The sequence below is a fragment of the Acidobacteriota bacterium genome (assembly GCA_028874215.1).
GTDB lineage: Bacteria > Acidobacteriota > UBA6911 > RPQK01 > JAJDTT01 > JAJDTT01.
On the sequence record JAPPLF010000100.1, the window covers coordinates 17,362 to 37,502 of the forward strand.

The following is a 20,141-nucleotide window of genomic DNA, read 5'->3' on the forward strand; positions in this document are numbered from 1 at the left end:
TCTAGCCCGGGACCGAGTAGTGGGCCAGAGCATCCCGGTCGAGCTCCAGGCCGTGGCCCGGCCGATCGGGCGCGATGGCATGGCCGTCTTCGAAGCGGATCGGCTCCTGGGCCAGGACGTTCCACATCAGATCGGAGAACTCCATGTAGAGGCACTCGGGAAAACTAACGGCCGCGTGGACCCCGGTCTCCAGCGGAGTGTTTCCCAGGGCGACGGGAATCCCGTAGTCGCCCGCCAGCCGGGCGGCCGTCCGCGATTCGGAGATGGACGTATGCACGTTCAGCACGTCCACGGCGGCGGCCTCCAGCAGGCGCCGCTTCCCGGAGAAGCCCAGGTATTCCCCGGTGTTGATCCGGGTGAAGGGAATCTCGGCACAGAGCATCCGGTAGCCGTCCAGATCGTTGCGGTCGATGGGGTCCTCCATCCAGTAGATCTCGAACCCCTCGTCGCGGTAGCGGTGAAGCCGCAACAGGGCCTCCTTGGGTGACCAGGCCTCGTTGGAATCGATCATGAGGTCCGGTTCGGGCCCCATCACCTGGCGGGCGATGGCCATCCGGGCCAGGTCCCACTCCACGTCGGGGTGGCCCACCTTGATCTTCATGGCCTTGAATCCCTGCTCCCGGAACCGGATCAGCTTGGCCCGGAACTCGTCGTCCGTCAGATGGAAGTCCAGGGTGCTCCCGTAGGCCCGAACCCGGGTCCGGGTCCCTCCCAGCAGCCGGTACAGGGGGAGATCCAGGTGCTTGGCCATCAGGTCCCAGAGCGCCGTCTCCACAACGAGGGCGAAGGGAGAGGCGCCGACGTTTCCGCCCCGGGGCCGCTCGATGCGATTGGCAAGGGTGAAGGGGTTCGCTCCCAGGAGGCCAGGCCAGGTCTGGAACTCGAATTGTTCCTTCAGTTCCTTCAGGGCGGCCGTAGGCATCCCCTGCTGGACCTGAAAACCGACTCCCCGCAGGCCGGTGTCGGTCTCCAACTCCAGAATCGTTCCCCGGTGATCCACGAAGCGGACCTGGGAATCGCCGATGGGGTGGGGCAGCGGGAGATGGACTCTGTGGATTTCGTACTGTTTCAGCTTCATTCAATTTCCTTGAAAGTAGGAGACGATGACACGGACTCCCAGGGAGAACATGACGGCGCCGGCAACGGCGGTGGCCAGCCGGAGCTTCCAGCTCATGCGCAGCGGGGGCGGCAGCCGGTAGCGGTCGGCCCAGATCATGGCGAAGCACCAGAGTCCGCAGGCGGCAATTCCGCCGCTGATCACTCCCGTGAAGGTGACGCGCCCGAGCACGTCGCCGGCGATCTCCTTGGGGAGCCAGACCAGCAGCAATCCGCCCAGAAAGCAGTAGATGATGGTCACCGTTCTCAGGGACTTGAAAAAGGGGCGCTCCACGAAACGGGGAAAGATGCTGCGCACTCCTTCGGAGATGACGCGGGAGTAGACCTCGAAAGCCCCGTAGAGGGTCCCGATGAAGGCCAGGAAGACGCCCACCCGGTAGAGCCACTTGAGTTGGGGATGCAGGGTGGTCAGGAAGGACTCCTGCACGGTCAGGAACTCGCTCCCGTCGGGAATCGCCCGGTTCGGGTTCAGCACCATGGATCCCAGGATGGCGAAGAGCAAGGTCACCAGGATGACGAAGGTGAAGGAGAGGGTGGTGTCCAGCAGAGGAGCCCGGGTCCAGATACGGGCCCGCTCGACCACCTCCGAGGCGGAGTTCCGAGCCGCCTCGGCCAGTTCCCGGCTGCCGGCGACACGAATCCCCGCCAGTCCCCATTTCTTCTCCCGAAGGAAGCCGATGTACCCCACGTAGTCCTGGCTGCCTCCTCCCACCGCACCGATGTAGAGCAAGACCTCCAGCCAGGGACTGCGTCCGGAGAATGTCTGGGAATATTTCTCCAGGACCCAGGGCTGGTAGTCGCTGACCCGAGGGAGAAAGAGCCCTTGGAACAGGTCAGGAATGTTGGGCCCCAGGATCACCACAGCCGAAGCGATGCACAGCACCATGATCCCCAGGATCACGGTGGAGAGGCGCTCCACGATGTCGTAGGTGGAGATCAGCGCCAGGATCAGGCAGGCGGTCAGGACCACCGTGGCCCAGACATTGAGCCAGAATTCCAGGTGTTGCCAGGGGCCGATGCCTGCCCCCTCCACGGCTCCTCCCATGAGCCGATGAATGAAGGTCGCCAGGATCTCGGGAAGGGCCGAGAACCCCACCAGCATGAGCATGACCGCGGGGAGGACGATGAGCAGCGGAAACGCCATTCCCACCACCGGCATGGAGCACCAGGTGGTCATGGGATGCTCTCCGGTCAGGACGATGTGCCGGGAGGCGGTGTAGACCTGGATCCCCTTGAAGATGCCGGCGTAGAGAAAGCACCAGAGCATTCCATAGCCGAAGATGGCGCCGCTCCGGGAGGCGAAGACCAGCTCGCCGCTGGCGATGGTCACCGAGGCGATGATGACGCCGGGGCCCACGAAGACCCAGAGCGAGGAGAGGGTCGGACGCTGCAGCAGCGACGGCGGGGAGGGATAGACGTGCGGGTCCGACTCGGGCCGAATCACGTCAGCGCCGCTTCCTCAGGTCCAGGCAGGCGATGTGGTGATGGTCGCGGGCGTAGAGCCGTCCCCCGGCCAACGCCGGCGGAGTCCAGGCGCGGTGCTGGAGAATCTTTTTCATGCCCGTCTGCCGGTACCCTTCCGGTGTGGCCTGAACCATGGCGATGTGGCCCTGTTCCCCCAGGACGATGAGGTGGCCCTGCGCCGCGATCAGGGAACCTTTGCCCACGCTCCGATGGGCCCAGAGGACCTCCCCGTCCGTCAGCCGCATGCACTTGAGGACCGAGTTGTCGAACCCGTAAAGGTATTCTCCCACCAGCACGCACCCGTTGTAGTGGTTCTGCATGATCTCCGTGGTCCAGACGAACTTGGACTCCACGCTGTCGCCTTTCGGGGTCAGACGCAGGAGGCCGCTTCCGGTTCCGCGTCCGGAGGAGATGAACAGGTACGGATTGGCGAAAATCGGCGTGGCGATGTTCATGTCCGACGTGGTCCGCCACTCATGCTTCCAATGGAGCTTCCCGTCTCCCGGTGACAGGCCCATGATGGCGCGTCCTCCGAAGAAGACGACTTCCCGGATTCCGCCGACCGTGATGGCGATGGGGGAGGAATAGCTGGCCACCTCGTCCAGCGCCTTCCAGATCACCTTCCCCGACTCTTTGTCGAAGGCAACGACGGAGGCTCCGGGAGCTCCCACGTTCACCAGGAGCATGTTCTCTTCCACCAGGGGAGAGGTGGAAACGCCCCAGATCAGGTTCTCCGCACCCATCTCCTCCAGGATCTCCCGTTTCCAGATCACCCTTCCCGAGCGCTTGTCCAGGCAGAGCAAGGTTCCCGTCGCCCCCAGGGCATAGACTCGCGGGCCGTCGACGGTGGGTGTCGAGCGGGCGCCGTTGCCCCCTTGGTATTCCTTGTACGAAGCCGCCGAGAGCGCCTTCCAGAGTTCCAGTCCGGTGCCCGTGTCCAGGCACACGACCCACTCCTCGTCGTCCCGGTCGACCATGGTGTAGAGGCGTCCCTGGGAGACGGAGATGGAGGAAAAGCCCTCGCCCCCTTCCACTTTCCAGACCAGGGGAGGACCGGGCTGGGACCACGCGGTGATGATCCCCTGCTCCCGGGAGATTCCGTCGCGGGCCGGACCACGCCATTGGGGCCAGTCGGCGGCCGCCAGTTCCGCCGCCGACATGGGAAGGGCCAGCGGCGCCCAGAACGTCAGTGCCAGAAGGACTCTGCTCCTGCTCATCATTTCTTCTCTCCAATTCATTTCTCTCGACCGCGGCCGAGCGTTCAAGATCCACCTCCGGGAGAATCATGTCGGACCCTGGATCGGCCTCGATGGGACGCTGGCGGGTCTCCTTCCAGATAGGTGGTCCCCAGGAAGGGGTCCTTGACCGGGAAGAAGGCGAGGATCCGGGCCGTGCCGGGACCGGGGTTGATGAATCCGTGGGGGGTGCGTGCGGGTACGACCACCGTATGTTCGGGACCGACGCGATGCGTCTCCGAACCCAGGCGAAACTCCAGGGTCCCCTCCTGAACCACAATGAACTCCTCGGCCTCGTGAAAGTGCAGCGGCGCCCCCGCACCTGTTCCCACCAGAGCCCAGGATACGCTGCTGGTGGTGGTTCCATCACCGTCGCGGGTGATGTCATAGCTCCGGTAGTTGGGTCTCCACGGCTTCTCGGGCAGGCTGCGGTGTTCTACTATGGGCATGGGTTTCGGCTCCTGTTCGAATGCTGGGATTGTAGCCGACCCGCCGCTGGAAAAGAATCCACGACATGTCTCAAACCGCTGCCGGGAACCTGGTCGACTGCCTGTTGGAACGTGGGGTGCGCCATCTCTTCACCCTGTCAGGGAACCAGATCCTCTCCCTCTACGACGCCACCATCGGCCGGGATCTGAAACTGATCCACACCCGCCACGAGGCAGCCGCCGTGCACATGGCCGATGCCTGGGGCCGGTTGCAGGAAACTGCTGGGGTCGCTGTGGTGACAGCGGGACCAGGCCACTGCAACTCTATCGGCGCCCTCTACGTGGCGCTCCAGGCCGAGTCGCCTCTGGTCCTCATCAGTGGACACTCGCCCTTAAGCCAATTGGGGAAGGGAGCCTTCCAGGAGATGGACCAGGTGGCAATCGCGGCTCCCGTGACCAAGGCCTCTTGGCGGGTCGATGGCCCGGAACGGGCGGCGGCCGCCCTGGACGAGGCTTTGGCTCTGGCCAGCTCGGGGAGGCCGGGCCCGGTTCACCTCAGCATTCCCAGCGACGTCCTGGCCGCAACAGCGGAAGCGGCTGACAGGCCTCCCCGGAAGCGGAACCCGCCGGAATCCATTGCGCAGGAAGACGCTGAGCAGGTCCTGCGCCTTCTGGCCGGAGCTCGGCGGCCTCTCCTGCTGGCCGGCGCTGCCATGTCGCGGCCGCTTCGGTGGCAAACGGTGAGGGAACTCGCCCGCGCCTGCGGCGCCCCGGCCCTCAAGATGGAGAGTCCCCGGGGCGTCAACGACCCTCGACTCTACGGGGCGTCCCGGTTGTTCGGCCGCGCCGACCTGGTGGTGCTGCTGGGGAAGGACCTGGATTTCGCCCTCCGTTTCGGAGGGTCTCCCTTCGCAGCCGATTGCAGGTTCGTCCAAATCGCCGCGCCGGGGCACCCGGCTCCGGATCACCCGAAAACCGTGCTGAGCCTGGGGGCCGATCCGGCCACGGCAGCGCTGCAACTGGCTCGCCGGTGGCGCGGAAACGGCTCCGCTTTCGATTCGTGGCGCCGCGCCGTCGAGTCGGCCCGTTCCGAAACGCCTGCCGAGTGGGAAGATTGGCGGGGTGGCGCGCAGAGTCCGATCCATCCTCTCCGCGTCTGCGAAGGCCTCCGTCCGTTCCTGACCGACACCGCCGTGGTGGTGAGCGATGGAGGGGAGTTCGGTCAGTGGGCACAGGCCGGACTGGACTCCCGAGTGAACCTGATCAACGGGCCGTCGGGCGCCATCGGAAGCGCGATCCCCATGGCGCTCGCTGGCCGGTTGGCCCGGCCCGGACAACCGGTCTTCGCCTTCCTGGGAGACGGGACCTTCGGATATCACGCCCTGGAATTCGATACGGCCCTGCGTTACCGGCTCCCCGTCGTGGCCATCGTCGGCAACGATGCTCGCTGGAATGCGGAATACCAGTTGCAACTGGACCACTACGGGCCCGAGCGGACCGTGGCCTGCGAGCTTCTCCCGACTCGATACGACCAGGCGGTAGAAGCCCTGGGCGGCCACGGGGAGTGGGTGCCGGAACCGGACCAGTTGGAACCGGCGTTGGAACGAGCTCTCGATTCCGGCCTCCCGGCTTGTGTGAACGTCGCCGTCGAGGGCGTGAAAGCCCCCGCGTTCTAAGGCGTTTATCGAGCCTCGGCGGGTTTCTTGACCCCCTCTTCGAGGCCGGGATAGACTGCGCCCTCATGAGTTCCGAGCCCCTGCAGGATCAGGCCAGGTCCCGGCGTGACGAATTGGACGCTCACGTCCGGGCCATGGTCCAGTGGCATTTCGACCCCGAGACGGGGTGCCCCTTCTGGCTCGACTGGGCCGGCAAGGCGGACTGGGATCCTCGCCAGGAGGTCAAGGGCCTGGACGACCTCTCCCGCTTCGGCCTGTTCGACGACGATTGGCTGAGGGGCGGGCCGGTACGCCGCTGGGTCCCCCGGGCCTATGCCCAGGATCCCGTCTTCGTCTTCGAAACCGGAGGGACCACCGGGACCCCCAAGAGCCGGGTCAACGTGCGGGACTTCCGGGTGGACTACGAACTTTTCTCGGAGACGCTGCCGCCGGAGCATTTCCCCCTGAATTCCAACTGGCTCATGTTGGGCCCGTCAGGCCCGCGCCGACTGCGCCTGGCCGTGGAGCACCTGGCCCATCATCGCGGCGGAATCTGCTTTTGCGTGGACCTGGACCCCCGCTGGGTCATCAAGCTCATCAAGAAGGGGTGGACGGATCACCTGAAGGCCTACCAGGAGCATGTGATCGACCAGGCCATGACCCTTCTTTCCGCCGGCCACGAGATCCGCTGCCTGTTCACCACTCCCAAGCTGCTGGAAGCGCTGTGCGACAGGCTGGAGGATCAGGGGACCAGTTTGCGCGAAACCGGAATCACCGGGATCTTCTCCGGCGGGACGGAGTTTACGCCCCAGTGGTACCGATTCGCCGTGGAGGAGCTCCTGGACGGCGTCTACATGACGCCGACGTACGGAAACTCCCTCATGGGACTGGCCGCCTCCAAGGCCTTCGACCCGGCGGAGAACTACAAGATCACCTACTATGCGCCGCAGCCCAGGGCGGTGTTGCGGGTCGTGGACTTCGACGACACGGAGAAGGTCGTCGGTTACGGCGAGACGGGCCGGGTCCTGTTGACCACCTTGACCCCCGAGCTGTTCATTCCCCAATTCCTGGAGCGGGACGAAGGGGAGCGGGAGCCCCCCTGTGCGCAATACCCCTGGGACGGCGTGAGCGGCGTTCGACCGTTTCACCGCTTTGCCGCCACCACGACGGTGGGAGTCTACTAGGCATTTGCGCTCTCTATCATCGGCGCCAAATCAAATCGGACCGTAGTAGACTGGGAAATCAAAATCCGGGAGGGATTCGGTGATTCATTTTCCCGTTCTTCGCTGGGGCAAGCCCTATAAGAGCCTGGACGTGGACCAGGTGGTGCATTTCATCAGCGGTGAGCCGCTGGCGGAAGTCAGCCAGGCCATCGGCGGGATGATCGCCCGGGACATGCGAAGAGGGCAGCGGGCTCGGGACGCGCTCCGGGAGATCCCGATCCGGGAACTGATCCGCCGGGTATCTGAGGCGGCGGACCTGTTCATGTCCGCCGAGCTCCCGGCCGGCGACGGAAGCCAGACCCCCGGCGAGTTCGTGCGGTACCAGTCGGCAACCACGGGATTGCCCGAGCACATGTGCCGCCAGAACATGGAGAAGCTTCACTACGTCCTGACCTCGATGGAGCAGATTCTGGACGCGCTGACCCGGGGCCTCGATCTGTCCATATTGACCGCGGGTTACGGCGAGGAAAACGGTGTCGTCCGGAGCTTTCAGGCCACGACCCCGGTGCTGGGCATGGTGCTCCCTTCCAACTCACCCGGAGTCCACGGTCTCTGGCTCCCCGTCATTCCGCTCCAGATCGGACTGGTCCTCAAGCCGGGGCCCCAGGAGCCGTGGACCCCATACCGGATGAGCGAGGCCTTCTTCCAGGCGGGCATCCCCCGAAACGCCGTCTCCCTCTATCCGGGGTTGGGGGATGTGGGTGCGGCCGTGCTCCAGCACTGCACGCGGAATCTCATCTTCGGCGGAACCCCGACCATCGAGCAATACGGCAACAATCCACGGGTCCAGGTGCACGGGCCCGGATTCAGCAAGATCCTGCTGGGAGACGACCAGGTCGACGACTGGGAACGCCATCTGGACCTCATGGTGGACAGCGTCCTGATCAACAGCGGCCGCAGTTGCATCAGTTGTTCCGGCATCTGGGTCTCGCGCCACGGGCGGGAAATCGCCGACGCGCTGGCTCAGCGTCTGGGACCCATTGCGCCCAAGGATCCCAGGGACCCCGATTCCCAACTGGCTGCTTTCACGGTGAAGGGCCAGGGAGAAGCCATCGATTCGGGGATCGAACAGGGACTTCAAGAGCCCGGGATCGAGGATGTGACGGCCCGGTACCGCGACGGCGACCGCCTGATTTCCCGTGAGCGATGCTCCTACTTGCGGCCCACGGTGATCCATTCCCCGTCTCCCGAAGCCACGCTGGCCAATACGGAGTACATGTTCCCCTTCGCCAGCGTGGTGGAATGCCCCCAGAGCCAGATGCTGGACCGTATCGGAGACAGCCTGGTGGTGACCGGCATCACGGAAGATCCCGCCTTTCGCCAGAAGCTCATGGACTGTCCCCACATCGACCGCCTCAACCTGGGCCCCATCCCCACCATCCGCCTCAACTGGCTCCAACCCCACGAGGGGAACCTGGTGGACTTCCTCTACCGCGCCCGGGCCTTCCAGACCGCGGCCGGTTGACCCCGCATCGCTTCCCTGACCGAATTTGTCTGTGGACACGTATCTGATACTGACGCTTGGATGGTGACACTCTCACTCCGGACCGATTGAAGTTCGCGATGCCCTCCAGCGGGCCACCACAAAGGGAGAAAAGACGACGAAGAACATCACCAGCGCGACCAAGTCGATGATGGGGATGTACCAGGGCCATCCGGCGAAGAAGAAGGGCGACTCGGTGCCGGCCGGGGGCCGGCAGAGAAACATGTAGTTGGATCCCAACAGGAAGTTCAAGACGCCGAGCACGACCGCGAGAACGTTGAGTGCAACGAACGCTCGGAACAGCCCGCCCAGCGTCGGCCGCATCTTGAGGCCCAGAGTGGCGTACAGGACTCCCGCCACGATGCCCGAGTGGGCGATGAAGTACTGGAAGAAGCGATAGTCGGGGAACCCAGCTTCCAGGTCCCCCGGGGTGATGACGGCGTTTGTGGATCCCGCCAGGCCCCAGAAATAGACGATTTCGTAAATTCTCTGGCGGCGGAAGATCAGAACCGCGGCCGTCAGGATAATTGTTAATCCGCAGACGTGAAGCGGCAGGTGATCCTGCACGAACCGGCTCCAGCCGACGGCATTCAGCCGGTAGCCCCAGTGGATCGTTTCGTTGACCAGCAGGGTGCCGGCCAGGAGCCAGGCGCCGGCGTCGGCCACCGTTTTCGAGGCCGTCTTTCGTACCGCCGCGATCATCAGAATCGGCACGGCCAGGGTCAGCGCCATCACGATGAGGTGAGGCGTCCCGAAGATCTGGAATTCCGGCGTTGGCATCAGGCTCCAGTATCGGCTCTGCGGACGGCGTCGAGGTCAGGGGCGCTGACGTCCGCAAATCTGCGGGGCCACGAAATCCAGGCCCAGCAGCCGGAAGTAGTTCTGACCCAGGGCGATGTTTCGAAAGGCCTCGTCACTCAAGTAGCGGAATATCCGGCTGGTGATCTCCAACTCCGTCCGGTAGACATCGAAATCCTTGTCCGCTGAAGCCAGGAAGTCGGTTCCCGGCAGCATCCGCTCCGAATACCGGTTCAAGAACGAGACATACGCGGCCCTCTTCTCAGGTTTGGAGAAGTAGTGGTCGTCGACCACGCGCCAGGAGAGGTCCACAATCAAGTTGGGGTAGCGGTCCAACAGCGTCTCCATGATCCGGATGTGCTGTCCCGAGTCCATGTTCACGAGTTCCTTGGACAATCCCATGTGCAACCAGATGATCTTGTTGTCGGGGTAGAGGCGCAGCATCCTCTGGATCAACGCCAGGTATCGAGTGGGATCCTCGTCGTTCCCCAGATCCGCGTGAATCGCCAGAGGGATGCCCCGTTCCCGCAGAATCGCCATGAAGGCGGCCCACTCCGGGATCTTGGCCGGCGGAACCGGTCGGTGACCGTTGTTGAACAATGCCTGTTTCACCAGGTTCACTTCCCCCATCCAGTTGAAGGCGCCGGGGTGCTCCCGATCCAGGAGCTGCATGCCGGGAAGGATCGATTCGGGCCGGGACAGGTCCGGGAAGGTCATGGACAGCGTGATGTGGACGCCGTCGGGCGCCTGACGGACGAAGTCGGCTGCATTGTCAAAATCGTTCGTCAAACTGGGCCGGACCGGCGTGCCCGGACAATCCAGGTAGTAGGTGCATGGTGAACCCACCGGAAGCCTCTGGCCGATCCCGTACATGTTGACGAAAAGGACTCCCGTCCGTTCAAGGTAGGAGATCACCTCCCGGAAAGGAATCGCCGGACCGCCGAAGGGCCGGAAATGCACGTGGGTATCCACGACCGAGGTCTGGGGTTGTACCGAACGGTCGTAGCAGGTTGCGTCTTCAGACTGGAACATCTCCAACGTCGGCTTGGGAGGTTCGCCGGCGAATCCAGGGCCTCCCGACAGGAGAAGCAGGCCCAGCCATGTTGTCGACAGCGAGTTCTTCATCGGGAAGGTGCCGGAGGCTGACATCGGCACCGATTTCAGCAGATTTGGACGATTTTGAGAACCCTTGGGTTTACGAGCGGGAACCCCGTTTCATTCCGTTCACCCGGCTGCCGGAGGAAGGGCAAGTCCACGCGCGCGAAGCGCAGATGAGACTAGGGAGAGCCATTCAATAGTAGACAAAATAAATTTACTAATTTCATGTTGTCCGTATTTCTGATACATTCGCCATCATGATCCGGCGCGAAATAACGCCCGTTCTGATCAGGCTCTTCCAGCAGTATCCCTTTGTCACCCTGACCGGGCCACGTCAATCCGGCAAGACGACACTTTGCCGGATGGCGTTTCCCGAGTTGAAATATGTGAATCTGGAAGCCCCGGACCAGCGAGATTTTGCCGAATCCGATCCTCGAGGTTTCCTCTCGCGGCTCGGGACCGGAGCCATCCTGGATGAGATCCAACGCGTCCCCGATCTCCCGTCTTATCTTCAGGTGCTGGCCGATGAGGAGGGCCGGAACAGTCTCTTCGTACTGACCGGAAGCGAACAGCTCAGGATTTCCGAATCCATTAGCCAGTCGCTGGCGGGACGGACGGCTCTGCTCCGTCTGCTCCCTTTTTCCCTCGCCGAGCGGGAGGAAACCGGCGCCAGCAATGTGATCGACGAGATTCTGTACTCCGGCTTCTATCCCAGGATTCACGACCGGAAACTGGAACCTCGGCAAGCGCTCGGCGACTACTTCGAAACCTATGTCGAGCGCGACGTGCGGCGGATCGGGGAGATCCGCAACCTGCCGGGTTTTCGGCGATTCGTTCGTCTGTGCGCCGGGCGCGTCGGGCAGCTCGTCAATCTGGCCGCGCTGGGCGCCGACACAGGCGTCTCTCATACCACGGCGCGACACTGGCTCGCGCTTCTGGAAGCCAGCTATATCGTGTTTCGGCTGCCGCCGTTCCATGCAAACATTCGCAAGCGTCTGGTCAAGTCGCCCAAGCTCTACTTCTACGACGTGGGGCTGGCGAGCTATCTCATCGGCATCGAGCACGCCGGGCAGGTCGCCACCCACCCCCTGCGGGGAGCGCTCTTCGAGAACGCCGTGGTAGCGGAAGCTCTCAAGTATCGCTTCAACCGGGGTCGCCGTTCCAACCTGTCCTTCTTCCGCGACAAGAGTGGTCTGGAATGCGATCTCCTCTACGAGACTGGAGAAGGCATCGGCGCCATCGAGGTCAAAGCCGGCGCCACGATCGCATCCGACTATTTCCGGGCGCTCAAGAGGGTCGCCAAGGTGCTGCCGCGGATTTCCAACAAGGCGGTGGTCTATGGAGGCGTTGAAGGTCAGTTCCGGCGAGACGCCGAGGTGGCGCCGCTGGCAGATCTGCCGAAGATGCTGGAGCGTTACGACAGTCGCGAGGGACCCTGATCCGCGTCCGGTTCACCGGTGCCTCGGCGCTTCGAAGAGAATCGTCGATCAGCCGAGTGCCGCTCGGCCTTCAGATCTCACTCCCACCGTCTGAAAACGGCGTTGCGCTCGCGCAGCGAGGTCTGTAATCGGTCGAGTGGACGGAGTGCCCCGACGTTTTTCGAGTTTCCTTCCATCCGTGGAACTGTCACCAGGACTACCCGTTTGGGTTCAATATCGTGAATAAGGGTCAACAGGCCTTGTAAGCGCGGATAGGGAGAGCTTCCGTCTCCAACGTCGACAGGTCAAGGCGCGTGGAAGCATGGTCAATGTCGAAACCGACAACATCGCCATTCGCATCGAGATCGACGTTGAGTCCGCCGGCGACTTCCCGGGTCTCGGTACCCGGTACAGGTTTGAACTCTACGTAAAGGCTGTCGGTTTCGGGATAGTAGTGCAGTTTCATGACTCTTCCTCTCGAAAACCGCGATCGAAAAACGGGTTGTGAATCGTCTCTCCGTCTTCCAGGGTGACAACTCGAAGTATACGCGAAGGCCCTCCGTCTGGACGGATGACTTTTCCCCAGAAGCGGATACGGCCGTCTGGTTGCCTCTGGCGTCGAATTGGTGCGGCGACGATACCGACACACCATAGAGGATCGATGTAAGGACGCTTGCGTAGCACCTGTTCCCGGAAGTAACGAGTCGTCTTCATTCTGGTGAGCCAGCGCGGCCGACGAATCCTGTAATCGGTTTACCGGGCTCTTCCGCCGACAACGTCCGGCACACGTCGAGACCGAACCGACCATCCTGTCGGCCGAGGCGCACGCCCGTGAACCTCCGTTTGCCAGTTTGCGTAAACGCCGTCGATGTACTCTAACGTCGCTGTTTCTCTTTGAATGGAAATGCCAGCCTTTCCACACAGATTGCGTCTCCGAAGTTCCCCGCTACAGCTTCTCGACGAGACGGGCCAGCAGCGCCACTCGGACGGGCAGGGCGTCCAGCTCGATGTGCTCGTGAAGGGCGTGGGCTCCGTCTCCGTTCACTCCCAGACCGTCCAGGGTGGGGACTCCCAGGGCGGCGCTGAAGCTGCCGTCGCTTCCCCCTCCGGTCTCACCCTCTTCCAGATCCAGGCCCAACTCGGCCCCGATCTCTCGCGCCCGGTCGAAGAGTTGCTGCCCGCCGTCGCCCTTGATCATGGGCGGCCGGTTGATCCCTCCCGTGACCTCCAGCCGGATTTCCGGATGCCTCGGTTTCAGCGCATGCAGCCCGTCCTCCACCCGGTGGCCCTCCTCCACGGTCCGGAACCGAAAATCGATGGTGGCTTTGGCGAACTCGGGTATCACGTTGTCCCGGGTGCCCCCTTCCGCCATGGTCACGTGGACCGAGGTCTCCAAAGAGCTGGAGGCGAGTCCGTGAATCGCTTCGATCTGGTGGCCCAACTCCCGGACGGCGTTCACCCCCCGCTCCGGCTCCACGCCCGCGTGGGCGGAGCGGCCATGGATCTTCATGGCCGCCATCCCGGCTCCCTTTCGAAACGTCTTCAGGACGCCTCCGGGCAGGGGCGGCTCGGTCACCAGCGCCAGGTCGCTCTCGCGGCTGAACTCCTCGATCAGTTCCACGCTGGCGTCGCTGCCCGTCTCTTCGTCGGTGGTGTAGAGGAACCGCACCTTCCGTCGGGGCCGGATCCATCCTCGTGCAATGAATTCCTGGATCTTCAATGTGGCCGTTACTCCGGCCTTCATGTCGAAGATCCCGGGACCATGAATGCGTCCGTCCTCGATCCGGAAGGGCATTCGCTCCAGGCTCCCTTGAGGCCAGACCGTGTCCAGGTGGCAGAGCACCAGGATCCGGCCTTCGCCTCCCTCTCCCCATTCGGTCCAGACGATATCGCCCACGTCTTTTCTGGGAACGATCCGCGGCTCCAGGCCGCAGCCCCGCGCATGGTCGGCGAGAAAAAACGCCAGCTCGTCCACCAGCGGTTTGTCGGTGGTGGGACTCTCCATCTCCACCAGCTTCCGGAGCAGCTCTACCGTGGAGTCCCGCTCCTCTTCGAAGGCCTTCAACAGCTCATTCCCCGTCATGTTCCCTCCAGTGGTAGCGGACGTCTCCGACGAATTCGACCCCTCCCGTCAAGTGCACTTCTGCTCCCGGTTGCCACTCCACCTCCTGCTCCCCGGTCTCGGTTCCGACCCGTGCGGGAGATCCGACCCTTCCGGTGTGGATGGCGGCCACGGCGGCTCCGCTGCAACCCGTTCCGGAGGAATGGGTCGGTCCGACGCCCCTCTCCCAGATCCGCGCCTGGAGGCGCCGGGGACCCGTGACCTGTACGAAGCTCACGTTGGTCCGCTCGGGAAAGGCGGCATGCGCCTCGAGTGCCGGCCCCAGGCGCCGGAATTCGGCATCCTCAGGCAGATTTGAGACAAAGACCACGCACTGGGGATTTCCCACCGACAGGGCCGTTACGGTCACGGTTGCGTTTTCCACCGGCAGCGAGTGGTCCACGACCTGGGACAACTCCCCTTCCAGCCGAATCGGAATCTCCTCCGGAACGAAGGAGGGTCGTCCCAGCGAGGAACGGTAGCGCCAGGAAGACTCGCCGCGGTCCAGCAGGTGATGGATCTTTTGCCCGGAAAGGGTTTCGAGAACCAGGTCCGCCTTCAGGGACAAACCCCGGTGGTGGACGTAGGCGCCGGCGCAGCGGCATCCGTTTCCCGACATGGCCGCCTCGCTGCCGTCCGGGTTGAAGATCCGGATCCGGAAGCGGTCGTCCTTCACCGGCTCGACGAAGACGCACCCGTCGCCGCCGATCCCGAAGTGGCGCCGGCAGATGGCCCGGGTCAATGGGGCCGCTCTCCGGCGGGTCAGATCGCTTTCCGGGATCACCAGGTAGTCGTTGCCGTAGGACTGGAACTTGGAAGCCGCGATCATGACGGCCCCCGCCGTCTCAGCTCGCGTGGATCCCACCGCTGAGTTCCTCCAGCTTTCCCCGGACCAGACTCTGGATCTCCTCCAGTCTTTCGGGCGAGTCCGCCTCGAAACGAAGCACCAGAACGGGCTGGGTATTGGAGGCCCGCACCAGGCCCCAACCGTCCGGAAAGACGATTCGCACACCGTCAACGTCCACCGTCTCGTAGTTGTTGGAGAAGTACGACTGGGCGAGGCTGACGATTCGGAACTTGAGGTCCTCGGGACAGTCCATCCGGATCTCGGGCGTGCTGAAAGTCGGTGGGACGTCCTCCAGCAGTTGCGACAGCCGGCGCCCGCTGTCGGCGAGGATCTCCAGGAGCCTGGCGCCTGCGTAGATGGCGTCGTCGTAGCCGAAGTAGCGGTCGGCGAAGAACATGTGTCCGCTCATCTCACCGCCCAGAACGGCCCCTTCCTCCTTCATCTTGGCCTTGATGAGGGAGTGGCCCGCCTTCCACATGACGGCCCGTCCGCCGCGGGCCTCGATATCCTGGTACAAGCTCTTGGAGCACTTCACTTCGGCCACGAACGTGGTGCCGGGCCGCCGCTCCAGGATCTCGCGGGCATAGATCATCATCAACTGGTCTCCCCAGAGAATCCCGCCCGCGTCATCCACGACGCCGATCCGGTCCGTGTCGCCGTCGAAGGAGATCCCCAGATCGGCCTCACTCGAGCGGACAGCCTGGATCAGGTCTTCAAGGTTCTCCACGAGGGTGGGATCGGGGTGGTGGTTGGGGAATCGGCCGTCCGGCTCCGAATAGAGCTCGTGGACCTCGCACCCCAGGTCGGAATAGACGGCGGGCGCCACCAGGCCCGCGGTCCCGTTGCCCGAGTCGACGACGACCTTCAATCTCTTCCCCAAGGGCGGGATCCGCTCCCCGATGTGCCGGCGGTAATCCTCCATCAGGGAGGCCGATTCCAATTCTCCGCCGCCGGAAGCGAAGTCGGCCGCTTCGATGATCTTCCGGACCTTCTGGATCTCGGCGCCGTAGATGGTGCCGGTTCCCAGGGCGACCTTGAATCCGTTGTACTCGGGTGGGTTGTGACTCCCCGTGATCATCACGCCCGCCTCCGGCTTCAGACGGTGCAGGGAGTAGTAGAGCAGGGGAGTCGGGCAGACCCCGATGTCGATCACGGTCAGGCCGGTTCGTGTCAGACCGCGGGCCAGGGCGTCCCGAAGCCGTGTGGAGCTCAGGCGGACGTCTCTTCCCAACGTGACTCGAGCGGCGCCGTGCCGGACAAAATAGGTTCCCAGGCCGCGGCCCAGCGTTTCCACCGAATCGTCCGCCAGATCGGTGTCGGCGATTCCCCGGATGTCGTATTCTCGAAACAGCTCTGGGTTCATCGAGTCTCCGGTATGCGCTAACTTGTTTCCGGGGTTCCCGACAGCTCGGTCTTGAGCTCGTCGATGGCCGTCACCGGACTGGGATCCTCACCGTTGAGGAGTCCCAGATAGACGCTGGCGTAGTCGCCCAACAGAATCAGCATCAGCAAACGGTCCAGCCAACTGCCGCCTTCGGTCCGGACCTCCAGAGTGGTCCCGGAACGCCGGGAGAGGAACCTCCGGGTCCAATCCAATCGGAGCCGGATCCGGGGGTGGTCCTCCGAGTCCCTGAGGAAAACAGGAAGTATACGCTCTAACAGGCCTGCCGGGTGTCTCCATCCCACGACCTCGTTGTGATTCATTTCGGGAAGGGCCTTCCAGCAGGCGAGCTGCTTGCCGTTTTCCGCGAACTGCCCGCACCACCGGCGGGCCACCAGTTCCAAACGGTCCTGGCTGCCGTAAACGAAGGGGACTCTCCCGTGGAGGGCTTGAGCGGCCTGCTTGGCCGGGTTCTCGGAGGACGGCTGATCGGGTCCGTACGCCCGGACCCGGTCCCGGACCCAATGCAGGCATTGCTCCAGTTCCCGGTCGCGGCTCGGAATCAGCGACAGGCGGCTCAGGATGGCCAGACAGGGGAACGACAAGTACCCCAGAGCCGATCGGGGAGGCTGCCCGCCGGGAATCCGGGCCCACGGGTGTCCATGCTCCCGGGCCAGGCGCGCCAGGGCGCCGCCCGAAGAGATGCAGACGATGGAGGATCCAGCAGCATGGGCCGCCTGGAAGGCCGACGCTGTCTCCTCCGTGTTGCCCGAGTAGCTGCAGAGCAACGAAAGAGTCCGGGGACCGGTAAATCCCGGAGCTCCGTAGCTCCGGTTCACCCACAACGGGACCTTCAGTTCCCGGCCCAGATAAGCCTGCAGAAAGTCGCCGGCCGCCGCCGACCCACCCATTCCGCTGACCGTAACCGATCGAACCCCGCCGGGACACGCCGGTAAATCGACTTGGTCTCCGATCTTCAGCGCCTGCTCCAGTTGACGGTCGAACCGTCCCAGGTAGCCGAGCATGTGCCGGGTGTCGCGGCGCCGGATCTGGCGCGAGTCGTCTAGGATCGGGTTCATCCCGGCCGGTCTCCTTGCCAAAGAGGCGTCGTTTCTCAACCGCCTTTCTGAACCGTTTCGGGAAAGTACCGGTTGGCAAAGGATCGGATGTGGCTGGGCGTCACGTTTCGGATCAACGAAACGTAACCCCGTGGCGGCCGGGAGTCGGTCTTGGAAAAGGCTCTCAAGGCCAATTGAAGGAGCCGGTTCTGCCGATCCTGGCGGAGGGCGTGATGGTGAGTGATGGCGCCCACGATGGCGCTCAGGATGTCGTTCCTGGAGAACTGGACCCTGGCGAGGCTGGAGAGCAACGTCAACAACTCGCGTCGAGCCTCCTTCTCCTGACCCTCGACGGATGACACCGAGGCGAAAAGGGCGCCCCGGCTCAATGTCGACTGCAGTTGGAGATCCGGGTCGGACAGCGTAGGGCTTCCGGCAGGCACCAGGTCCCGGATTTGAGGACTCAGGAGAAGATGTTTCCAGACGTCGGCGACGTAGGAGTCGCGGGTCCCGTAGGCGGGTCCGGGCAATCCCACCATCACCTCGCCCTCATGCTCCACGACGGCCGGTTCAAAGTCGGGTTGGTCCGGTTCCTCCTCGAGCTCCTCTTCCTCGTCTTTGCGGACCGCCCAGCGGCGCTGATACCGGCTGTTGGCCAGTCGGGAAATGAAATCGTCCAGGAAGGAGGTCCCCTCGATATCTCCCAGGATGAAGATCCAGGGGTGGACGCCCTGCATCCGAATCCGGAGCCATTCGTCCACGTTTTGCAGTTCCAGCCGTGAGACCGATTCCCACGACCCCAGCCGGTCCAGGCCATACGGATGAGACCCGTACAGGAGCGTGCGGGTTCTGCGAAGGGGCCGGGATCGGTGGTCATCCTGCCAGGTCCGGATCTCGGCAAGCAGTTGTTGACGCTCCAGGATCAGGGACTGTTTGTCCAACCCCGACTCCCGGTACCAATCGATCAGGAATTCCAGAAGCTCGGGAAGATGGCGGGACAGCGCGGTGCAGCGGAGGCCGAAGAAGTCCGGTTCGTTGACCACCTGGATGTCGGTGCCCATGAGCTCCAGGTCGTACCAGCGGAGCTCTCCCTTTTCTTCCACCGCCTGCCGGAGTGTGCTCCGGACCATGAGCTCAGTGATCCCGGCGTTGCCGGCCGACTCGTGAATCCGGCCTCCGGGAAAGAACACCCCCAAGTGAACCAGAGGCGCCGTATGCTCTTCCTGGAAGTAGACCGAAGGTCCTCTCAGGATCGACGTGGACTTGAACTCGAGCCGCGAGAACCGGGGCTGGAACCGCACCGGTGCGAAATCGTCGCCCCGCGCCGACCTCAGGGGGGAATCCTGCTGCCGGAGGGTCGCCGGCGGCACCAGCAGGTCCAGCATCTCCTGGAACGAAGACGCCGAGAATGTGCGTTTCTCCGCGGTCGCGGGGTAATACTCCAAGACCGCCAACCGGTCGGTCTTCAAGTACTTGGAAACCGCTTCCCGCACCCGGGCCGGAGTCATGGCCTGGACCCGGTCGATGGTTTCCGGTCCCTGCCAGAAGCGGCCGGCCGCCTCCATCCTGGCCTGCCGGACTGCCCGCTGCAGAAGACTGTTCTGGTCCCGGTAGAAGTCCTTTACGAAGAGAGCCTTGGCCCGGTTGAGGAGGCCCGGGGTGATCCCCTGCCGTTTGATGTCCTCCACGACGGCCAGAGTTTCGACTTCGACCCGGTCGATCCGGTCGGGGGAACCGGCCAGTGAGATCCGGAAGAGGCCCGACCCGGAATCGGCCTCAATGCGGGCCTGCGACCAGATCGCCGTTCCCGGTTGCACCAGCTTCTGGTGGAGCAAGGAGCTTTTCCCCTGACCCAGGAGGTACGCCAGCAGCAGGAGGGCTTCGTGATCGGGATGTGCGAGACCCGGAATGCTGTAGCCCAGCATTACGTGAGCCTGCTGCAGCTTTCCGGTCAGGTGGCGGTAGGTCAGACGCGTTACCGAGGGGCGCCAAGGCTTCTGTTCAGGTTTCTTCGCCCGCCGCCGGATCCGCTTCTTCCCCGCGGGACGGTTCCCATAAATGCGGGCCACGTGCTCCAACACCTGGCTCCGCAGCACCGCGCCGGAGACGGACAGAATCAGCCGGGAGGGGTGGTAGCGCTCCTGGTGCAGCCGGACCAACGACTCGCGGAGTTCCTCAGATTGGTTCGCCGGCGCCGCGCCGGGCAGCAGGCTTTCCAGCAACCTGGCCCGGGTAAACTCCCGGGGAGAGTGCTGGAGCATGCGGTCCTGCTCCTCCACCGCTGCCATGGCCCGCTCCAACTCGAGTTCCGACGGAGCCGGCGGATCCAGCAGGTGGGCATGAGCCTTCAGCGCGTCTTCCAGATGGTCGGCGGGCGCCGTGGAGACAAACGACGGTCCCCTGAGGCCCTCTTCAGGTTCAGGCCTCAGTTGCGAGGCCGCCTCGAAACTCAGGGTCTTGAGCTCTTCGTTGGCCAACAAGAGCCGGGAGAGCAACCTCTCCCGGCGCCGGTCGCGTGGAGTCCCGTCAGACCCACGCAGATAGGTGACCACTGACGCCAGGGGAGCTGCGGGATGTTCTTCGATGAGCAGGGTCAGTCCGTTCCTGAAAACAACCCGAATCAGGTTCTGGCGGTCTTCCCGGTGAGCCAGGCTCCGCTCATATTCGGGCCGGGCGAGATCCCGGCGGCCCGACTGGCGTTCGGCCCCGGAAACGGGCAGGCTCAGGACCAGAAACGAGAGTCCGAAAACCGCCGCTCTCATGTTGAAATCGTAGCAATCGGGGGGGCCGAACTCAATTTGGAATTGGGCCGGGAACCCGGTAAATTAGAATTGTC

At 63.7% G+C, this 20,141-nt stretch carries 17 protein-coding genes; 4 read left to right on the top strand and 13 right to left on the bottom strand.

Annotated features, from left to right (window positions below; all coding sequences use genetic code 11):
• Position 1: 1 nt before the first annotated feature.
• Genes OXT71_20045 through OXT71_20060 form a run of 4 tightly spaced genes read right to left on the bottom strand, consistent with a single transcriptional unit; the run spans position 2 to position 4,264 of the window.
• Positions 2-1,078, bottom strand: coding sequence for a mandelate racemase/muconate lactonizing enzyme family protein (locus OXT71_20045; protein MDE2928683.1), 1,077 nt, complete (start codon positions 1,076-1,078; stop codon positions 2-4).
• On the bottom strand, positions 1,079-2,560 hold the full coding sequence (locus tag OXT71_20050) for an Nramp family divalent metal transporter (protein MDE2928684.1): 1,482 nt from the start codon (positions 2,558-2,560) through the stop codon (positions 1,079-1,081).
• A 1-nt stretch (position 2,561) separates the two neighbouring features.
• On the bottom strand, positions 2,562-3,800 hold the full coding sequence (locus OXT71_20055; GenBank protein MDE2928685.1) for a PQQ-like beta-propeller repeat protein: 1,239 nt from the start codon (positions 3,798-3,800) through the stop codon (positions 2,562-2,564).
• Positions 3,801-3,841: 41 nt separating this feature from the next.
• Entirely contained in the window at positions 3,842-4,264 is a 423-nt protein-coding gene (locus tag OXT71_20060) for a cupin domain-containing protein (GenBank protein ID MDE2928686.1), read from the bottom strand.
• A gap of 65 nt (positions 4,265-4,329) precedes the next feature.
• Here OXT71_20060 and OXT71_20065 point away from each other — a divergent pair, with 65 nt between their 5' ends.
• The 3 genes from OXT71_20065 (at position 4,330) to OXT71_20075 (ending at position 8,586) form a co-directional block, all read left to right on the top strand.
• Entirely contained in the window at positions 4,330-5,919 is a 1,590-nt protein-coding gene (locus OXT71_20065; GenBank protein MDE2928687.1) for a thiamine pyrophosphate-binding protein, read from the top strand.
• A gap of 65 nt (positions 5,920-5,984) precedes the next feature.
• Positions 5,985-7,082 carry a hypothetical protein gene (locus OXT71_20070; GenBank protein ID MDE2928688.1) on the top strand — a complete coding sequence of 366 codons (1,098 nt, stop codon included), beginning with the start codon at positions 5,985-5,987 and terminating at the stop codon, positions 7,080-7,082.
• A gap of 79 nt (positions 7,083-7,161) precedes the next feature.
• Positions 7,162-8,586, top strand: coding sequence for an aldehyde dehydrogenase family protein (locus OXT71_20075; protein MDE2928689.1), 1,425 nt, complete (start codon positions 7,162-7,164; stop codon positions 8,584-8,586).
• A gap of 72 nt (positions 8,587-8,658) precedes the next feature.
• Here OXT71_20075 and OXT71_20080 read toward each other — a convergent pair whose 3' ends face one another.
• Together OXT71_20080 and OXT71_20085 are read right to left on the bottom strand one after the other, a co-directional pair.
• Complete coding sequence (locus tag OXT71_20080; GenBank protein MDE2928690.1) at positions 8,659-9,384, bottom strand: TIGR02206 family membrane protein; 726 nt, start codon at positions 9,382-9,384, stop codon at positions 8,659-8,661.
• A gap of 36 nt (positions 9,385-9,420) precedes the next feature.
• Positions 9,421-10,527 carry an amidohydrolase family protein gene (locus tag OXT71_20085; GenBank protein MDE2928691.1) on the bottom strand — a complete coding sequence of 369 codons (1,107 nt, stop codon included), beginning with the start codon at positions 10,525-10,527 and terminating at the stop codon, positions 9,421-9,423.
• A 230-nt stretch (positions 10,528-10,757) separates the two neighbouring features.
• Between OXT71_20085 and OXT71_20090 the strand changes: the two genes are divergently transcribed.
• Positions 10,758-11,939, top strand: coding sequence for an ATP-binding protein (locus OXT71_20090; protein MDE2928692.1), 1,182 nt, complete (start codon positions 10,758-10,760; stop codon positions 11,937-11,939).
• 229 nt (positions 11,940-12,168) lie between these two features.
• On the opposite strand, the gene OXT71_20095 is transcribed toward OXT71_20090, so the two are convergent.
• The 7 genes from OXT71_20095 to OXT71_20125 all read right to left on the bottom strand — a co-directional run bounded on the left by OXT71_20095 (position 12,169) and on the right by OXT71_20125 (position 20,067).
• A complete protein-coding gene (locus OXT71_20095; GenBank protein MDE2928693.1) occupies positions 12,169-12,384 on the bottom strand; it encodes a DUF2283 domain-containing protein in 216 nt (71 codons plus the stop codon).
• Positions 12,381-12,632, bottom strand: coding sequence for a hypothetical protein (locus OXT71_20100; GenBank protein ID MDE2928694.1), 252 nt, complete (start codon positions 12,630-12,632; stop codon positions 12,381-12,383). The genes OXT71_20095 and OXT71_20100 overlap by 4 nt, the downstream gene beginning before the upstream one ends.
• 232 nt (positions 12,633-12,864) lie before the next feature.
• Entirely contained in the window at positions 12,865-14,001 is a 1,137-nt protein-coding gene (locus OXT71_20105; protein MDE2928695.1) for a M20 family metallopeptidase, read from the bottom strand.
• The gene (dapF, locus tag OXT71_20110) at positions 13,988-14,884 is read right to left on the bottom strand and encodes a diaminopimelate epimerase (GenBank protein ID MDE2928696.1); all 897 of its coding nucleotides are present in this window, start codon (positions 14,882-14,884) and stop codon (positions 13,988-13,990) included. The genes OXT71_20105 and dapF overlap by 14 nt, the downstream gene beginning before the upstream one ends.
• A complete protein-coding gene (locus tag OXT71_20115; GenBank protein MDE2928697.1) occupies positions 14,865-16,229 on the bottom strand; it encodes a phosphomannomutase/phosphoglucomutase in 1,365 nt (454 codons plus the stop codon). The genes dapF and OXT71_20115 overlap by 20 nt, the downstream gene beginning before the upstream one ends.
• Positions 16,230-16,246: 17 nt before the next feature.
• A complete protein-coding gene (locus tag OXT71_20120) occupies positions 16,247-17,326 on the bottom strand; it encodes a bifunctional phosphoglucose/phosphomannose isomerase (protein ID MDE2928698.1) in 1,080 nt (359 codons plus the stop codon).
• Positions 17,327-17,361: 35 nt separating this feature from the next.
• Positions 17,362-20,067, bottom strand: a complete 2,706-nt coding sequence (locus OXT71_20125) for an insulinase family protein (GenBank protein ID MDE2928699.1) — start codon at positions 20,065-20,067, stop codon at positions 17,362-17,364.
• Positions 20,068-20,141: the final 74 nt, after the last annotated feature.

Excerpts from the sequence above, each read along its gene's own strand:
- OXT71_20105 (MDE2928695.1), bottom strand. The coding sequence starts at position 14,001 with ATGACGGGGAATGAGCTGTTGAAGGCCTTCGAAGAGGAGCGGGACTCC.
- OXT71_20090 (MDE2928692.1), top strand. The coding sequence starts at position 10,758 with ATGATCCGGCGCGAAATAACGCCCGTTCTGATCAGGCTCTTCCAGCAG.
- OXT71_20045 (MDE2928683.1), bottom strand. The coding sequence starts at position 1,078 with ATGAAGCTGAAACAGTACGAAATCCACAGAGTCCATCTCCCGCTGCCC.
- OXT71_20085 (MDE2928691.1), bottom strand. The coding sequence starts at position 10,527 with ATGAAGAACTCGCTGTCGACAACATGGCTGGGCCTGCTTCTCCTGTCG.
- OXT71_20100 (MDE2928694.1), bottom strand. The coding sequence starts at position 12,632 with ATGAAGACGACTCGTTACTTCCGGGAACAGGTGCTACGCAAGCGTCCT.
- OXT71_20115 (MDE2928697.1), bottom strand. The coding sequence starts at position 16,229 with ATGAACCCAGAGCTGTTTCGAGAATACGACATCCGGGGAATCGCCGAC.
- OXT71_20095 (MDE2928693.1), bottom strand. The coding sequence starts at position 12,384 with ATGAAACTGCACTACTATCCCGAAACCGACAGCCTTTACGTAGAGTTC.
- OXT71_20065 (MDE2928687.1), top strand. The coding sequence starts at position 4,330 with ATGTCTCAAACCGCTGCCGGGAACCTGGTCGACTGCCTGTTGGAACGT.
- OXT71_20080 (MDE2928690.1), bottom strand. The coding sequence starts at position 9,384 with ATGCCAACGCCGGAATTCCAGATCTTCGGGACGCCTCACCTCATCGTG.
- OXT71_20125 (MDE2928699.1), bottom strand. The coding sequence starts at position 20,067 with ATGAGAGCGGCGGTTTTCGGACTCTCGTTTCTGGTCCTGAGCCTGCCC.
- OXT71_20060 (MDE2928686.1), bottom strand. The coding sequence starts at position 4,264 with ATGCCCATAGTAGAACACCGCAGCCTGCCCGAGAAGCCGTGGAGACCC.
- OXT71_20120 (MDE2928698.1), bottom strand. The coding sequence starts at position 17,326 with ATGAACCCGATCCTAGACGACTCGCGCCAGATCCGGCGCCGCGACACC.
- OXT71_20070 (MDE2928688.1), top strand. The coding sequence starts at position 5,985 with ATGAGTTCCGAGCCCCTGCAGGATCAGGCCAGGTCCCGGCGTGACGAA.
- OXT71_20055 (MDE2928685.1), bottom strand. The coding sequence starts at position 3,800 with ATGATGAGCAGGAGCAGAGTCCTTCTGGCACTGACGTTCTGGGCGCCG.